This is a genomic window from Streptomyces sp. JJ36 (genome assembly GCF_021696945.1).
GTDB lineage: Bacteria > Actinomycetota > Actinomycetes > Streptomycetales > Streptomycetaceae > Streptomyces.
Genome location: NZ_JACYHE010000139.1, coordinates 1 through 4967, shown reverse-complemented (window position 1 = coordinate 4967; position 4967 = coordinate 1). Strand labels below are relative to the sequence as shown.

Here is a 4967-nt window from a genome sequence, read left to right as displayed (position 1 = left end):
CGCCCGGGTCGTCCACCGCCGCGGCGCCCGCGCCGCCGGCCCCGGCGGCTTCCGCCGCCGAGAGGCGCGCGGATGCGGCGTCCGCCCCCGGCGAGACCGGTGCGCCCCGGCTGCGGCACCGGCGCGACGGCATCCTCCCCGCCGTGGCCGCGGCCCTCTCCGTCCGCGGCACCACCCTCACCTGCACCGGCAGCAAGGGCGAACAGCCACCCGACCACCACCCCCTGGTGCGGGACTTCCTCGACGCCCTCGCCCCCGCCGACCGCGGCCGGCACACCGGCCGCTGCGCCGAGGCCGTCCTGCTCTCCCGCTTCCTCACCGACGCCGAGGCGGCTCGCCCCCGCAAACGGTCCGGGCGCCGCCCGTACACGGAGAGCGACGCCCGCAAGGCCCTCAAGCAGGCGCGGCTCACCGCCCGCCGTATCCGGGAGGACGGCGATCCGCGGCACGGCACCTACGCCCCGCCGTGCCGGTCCTGCACCCTGCTGCTGGAGCACTTCGGCGTACGGGTGGTCGACCCCGGTGCCGGGGAGGCCCGTTGACGGTCCCGCACGCCCGCACCTCCGCCACCCGTTTCCCGGTCGCCGTCGACGCCGCGCTGCGCGCGGCCGGCTGGGAGCCGGGCCGCTGGGACATGCGGCAGGCCGAGATCTGGGCCGACACCCTCCGCGCCCACACCTCGCCCGCCGGGCACACGCACGCGCTGTTCCCGGCCGCGGTGGAGGCCTGGGCGGAGTTCGGCACGCTGCACCTCGTCCCCGGCGGACCCGGCCGGGAGATCGAGCCCAGCGCCCTGCGCGTGGACCCGATGTACGGGCTGCACGCGGCCCGCACGCTGGGCGATCTGGGCCGCGCCCTGGACTCGCAGGTCGCGCCGCTCGGTGCGGAGGTCCCCGCCGAGGGCGGCGCGGAGGACGAGGCGGCGCTGCTCGTCGTCGACGCCGAGGGCCGGGTGTACGCGCTGGACCACACCGGGGACTGGTATCTCGGCGCGGACTTCGACGCCGCGCTGGGCGTGCTCCTCACCGGCGTACGCCCGGAGCGTCTCGGCGTGCGCTGAGCCTCCCGGGCCCGGTCTGCGCGACGCGGCCCGCATCGTCCGGCACCGCGTGCCTCATCCCGGTGAACGCCTCCCGCCAGGGGCGGCGCCTCGTACGGGCATCCGCGTGCGGACTCGCGATCCCGGCACCCCGGAGTGCGCCCGAGCGCGAGACCGCCGTTCGCCTTGGCCGGCCGCGGGCCCTGTTCGTGCCGGGCGGTGCGCGCACCCCTTAGGGGACGCACCCCCGGACTTCTCGGTGGACCGCTCGTCCCCCGGCAGGAAGCCGGAGGGGCCGCCCGGTCCCTAGCCTCTCCGTACCGGTCGCCGGACCGCCGGGGTGGGGGAAACCCCCGGCCGGAAACGGCGCCGGGCACCATCGCGGCACCCGCCCCCGCGGCGGGAGGCTCAAGACGTGGCGCACCGCGCCCAGGCACGATCTCGGACACCGCAGAAGGAGAAGACTGTGACGACGGCTGTAGCGGATCCCAGGACCGGGGGCAGTGGAGGTCGCACGGCCGTTGCCGCGGCGGCGCGGCAGGTCGTGAAGGCGTACGGCGCGGGGGAGACCCGGGTCGTCGCGCTGGACCGGGTGGACGTGGACATCGCCCGCGGCGCCTTCACCGCCATCATGGGCCCCTCCGGCTCCGGGAAGTCGACGCTGATGCACTGCCTGGCCGGGCTGGACACGGTCAGCGAGGGCCGGATATGGGTCGGTGACGAGGAGGTCACCGCGCTCCGGGACCGGAAGCTGACCCGGCTGCGCCGCGACCGTATCGGCTTCGTCTTCCAGGCGTTCAACCTGCTGCCCACACTGAACGCCGCCGAGAACATCACCCTGCCGATGGACATCGCGGGCCGCCGGGTGGACCGCGAGTGGCTGGGCCGGGTCGTGGAGACCGTCGGCCTGGGCGGCCGGCTCAAGCACCGCCCGAACCAGCTCTCCGGCGGCCAGCAGCAGCGCGTGGCGGTGGCACGGGCGCTGGCCGCACGGCCGGAGATCATCTTCGGTGACGAGCCGACCGGCAACCTCGACTCCCGGGCGGGCGCCGAGGTGCTCGGCTTCCTCCGCCGCTCGGTGGACGAGCTGGGCCAGACGATCGTGATGGTCACCCACGACCCGGTCGCCGCCGCCTACGCGGACCGGGTGCTCTACCTCGCCGACGGCCGGATCGTCGACGAGATGCGGCGCCCCACCGCCGAGGACGTCCTGGACCGGATGAAGCACTTCGACACCCTCGGGAGGGTGTCGTGACCGTCCTCCGCACCTCGCTGAGAAACGTCCTCGCCCACAAGGGACGGATGGCGCTGAGCGCCGTCGCCGTCCTGCTGTCGGTGGCCTTCGTCTGCGGGACGCTGGTCTTCAGCGACACCATGAACACCACGTTCGACAAGCTGTTCGCGGCCACCACGGCCGATGTCACCGTCTCCCCGGAGGACGCCGAGGAGGACGACGAACAGCCGCGCACCGGCCGGCCCGCGACCCTCCCCGCCTCCGTCCTCGCCGAGGCCCGGAAGGCCGAGGGCGCCGAGTCGGCGGAGGGCGTGGTGGTGAGCCTCGGCGTCACCGTCGTCGACGCGGACAACGAGAACATGGGCTCCTCCACCGGCGCCCCCACCATCGCGAGCAACTGGACCAGCGTCGACCGCCGCTCCATGGAGATCACCTCCGGCCACGCGCCGCGCGGACCCACCGAGGTGATGGTCGACGCCGACACCGCCGGCAAGCACGGCCTGGAACTCGGGGACGAGCTGCGCACCATCGCCGTCACCGGCGACCTCACCGCCCGGATCTCCGGGATCGCCACCTTCCAGGTCACCAACCCGGGTGCGGCCGTCGTCTACTTCGACACCGCCACCGCGCAGGATTTCCTGCTCGGCGACACCGGCGCGTACACCAACATCGCGGTCACCGCGGAACCCGGCGTGACGGACGGCCTGCTGAAGCAGAACGTGACCGAGGCGCTCGGCGCCGCCGCCGTCACCGTCAAGACGCAGCAGGAGACCGCGGACGCCCAGCGGGAGGACGTCGGCGAGTTCCTGAACGTGATGAAGTACGCGATGCTCGGCTTCGCCGGGATCGCCGTCCTCGTCGGGATCTTCCTCATCGTCAACACCTTCTCCATGCTGGTCGCCCAGCGCACCCGGGAGATCGGCCTGATGCGGGCCATCGGCGCCGACCGCCGGCAGATCAACCGCTCGGTGCTGACCGAGGCGCTGCTGCTCGGCCTGGTCGGCTCCCTGCTGGGCATCGGCGCGGGCATCGGGCTGGCGATCGGGCTGATGAAGCTCATGGGCACCATGGGCATGCAGCTCGACACCTCCGACCTCACGATTCAGGCCGCCACCCCGGTGACCGGGCTGGTCCTCGGCGTCGTCGTCACCGTGCTCGCCGCCTGGCTCCCGGCCCGCCGCGCCGGCAAGGTCTCCCCGATGGCGGCGCTGCGCGACGCCGGCACCCCGGCGGACGGCCGGGCGGGCGCCGTACGGGCGGTGCTGGGCCTGCTGCTCACCGCGGGCGGCGCCGCCGCGCTGCTGGTCGCCGCCGGCGCCGACCAGGCGTCCTCCGGCGCGGCCCTGCTGGGCCTGGGGGTGCTGCTCACGCTGCTCGGCTTCATCGTGGTCGGCCCGCTGCTCGCCGGGTTCCTGGTGCGGGCGCTCAGCCTGGTGGTGCTGCGGTTCTTCGGCCCGGTCGGCAGGCTCGCGGAGCGGAACGCGCTGCGGAACCCGCGGCGTACCGGCGCCACCGGCGCGGCCCTGATGATCGGCCTCGCCCTGGTGGCCTGCCTCTCCGTCGTCGGCTCCTCGATGGTCGCCTCGGCAACCGAGGAACTGGACCGGTCGGTGGGCGCGGACTTCATCGTCCAGGCCGACGACGGCCGGCCGATCGTGCCGCAGGCCGCCGAGGCGCTGCGGAACGCCGACGGCCTGGAGACGGTCACCGCCTACAAGGGCGTCGAGGCGACCGTGACCTCACCGGACGGGAAGAAGTCCGACACGCAGCTCTCCGCGACCGACCCGTCCTACCGGGACGTGCTGCGCCGCGAGACCGTCTCCGGCGACCTCGCCGGGGCCTACGGGAAGGACGCCATGTCGGTCGGCGACGCCTTCGCCGAGGACCACGGGGTGCGGGTCGGGGACACCCTCACGGTGGACTTCGCGGCCGGCCGTACGGCGGAGCTGACCGTCGCCGCGATCACCTCGGACGACGCCACCCTGGACAAGGGCGCGATGTACACCGGCATCGCCACCGTCGAGCGGTACGTGCCGCAGCGGAGGATGCCGCTCAACGAGATGATGTTCGGCACCGCGAAGGACGGCCGGGAGGACGCCGCGTACGCCGCGCTGAAGGAGGCGCTGGAGCCCTTCCCGCAGTACACCGTGCGGGACCAGGCGGACTACAAGGAGACCCTGGAGAACCAGGTCGGCCAGATGCTCAACATGGTCTACGGGCTGCTGGCCCTGGCGATCATCGTGGCGGTGCTCGGGGTGGTGAACACCCTGGCGCTCTCCGTGATCGAACGGACCCGGGAGATCGGTCTGATGCGGGCCATCGGGCTCTCCCGCCGGCAGCTCCGGCGCATGATCCGCCTGGAGTCGGTGGTCATCGCGCTCTTCGGGGCCCTGCTCGGGCTGGGGCTCGGCATGGGCTGGGGCGCCACCGCGCAGCGGCTGCTGGCCCTGGAGGGACTGAAGGTGCTGGAGATCCCGTGGGCCACGATCGGCTGGGTGTTCGCCGGCTCCGCGCTGGTGGGCCTGGTGGCGGCGCTGGTGCCGGCCTTCCGGGCCGGCCGGATGAACGTGCTGAACGCGATCGCCACGGAGTGAGCCGGGCGCCGGCGGGCGGGGGTGCGCCGGCGGTCCACGGCGGCCCCCGGGGCGCGGCAGCGCCCGGGGGCCGCGCACGTCCGCCCGCCCGCGCACGTCC

The 4967-nt window shown here is 74.5% G+C and carries 4 protein-coding genes; all 4 read left to right on the top strand.

Annotated features, from left to right (window positions below; translation table 11 throughout):
• Window positions 1–542 (top strand): YwqJ-related putative deaminase (locus tag HOY81_RS26660; protein ID WP_237323276.1); only part of this gene is annotated, 542 nt, incomplete at its 5' end.
• On the top strand, window positions 539–1060 hold the full coding sequence (locus HOY81_RS26655) for an SUKH-3 domain-containing protein (protein WP_237323275.1): 522 nt from the start codon (window positions 539–541) through the stop codon (window positions 1058–1060). The genes HOY81_RS26660 and HOY81_RS26655, both read left to right, overlap by 4 nt.
• Before the next feature lie 445 nt (window positions 1061–1505).
• Complete coding sequence (locus tag HOY81_RS26650; RefSeq protein WP_237323274.1) at window positions 1506–2294, top strand: ABC transporter ATP-binding protein; 789 nt, start codon at window positions 1506–1508, stop codon at window positions 2292–2294.
• On the top strand, window positions 2291–4867 hold the full coding sequence (locus HOY81_RS26645; protein ID WP_237323273.1) for an ABC transporter permease: 2577 nt from the start codon (window positions 2291–2293) through the stop codon (window positions 4865–4867). The genes HOY81_RS26650 and HOY81_RS26645 overlap by 4 nt, the downstream gene beginning before the upstream one ends.
• The last annotated feature ends 100 nt before the right edge of the window (window positions 4868–4967 follow it).